The sequence below is a fragment of the Plantactinospora sp. A48 genome (genome assembly GCF_055793945.1).
Map to the genome: position 1 here is coordinate 1 of NZ_JBTIXF010000168.1, position 223 is coordinate 223.

Annotated in this window: 1 pseudogene; it reads left to right on the forward strand. The window is 63.2% G+C overall.

The window, feature by feature from the left end:
- Window positions 1–223: pseudogene (locus tag ACXN5W_RS30460) on the forward strand (glycogen debranching N-terminal domain-containing protein); the annotation flags it as partial.

Consider the following 223-nt stretch of genomic DNA (forward strand, 5'->3'; position numbering starts at 1 on the left):
CACCCGTAACGGGTTGGAGAACCAGTGTTGGAAGGATTCGTGGGATTCGATTTCGTATCACGATGGGCGGTTGCCGGGGTTTCCTCGGGCGACGTGTGAGTTGCAGGGGTATGCGTATGACGCGAAGGTGCGGGGGGCGCGGTTGGCGCGGTTGGTGTGGGGGGATCCGGTGTGGGCGGATCGGTTGGAGGTGGAGGCGGCGGCGTTGAAGGAGCGGTTCAAT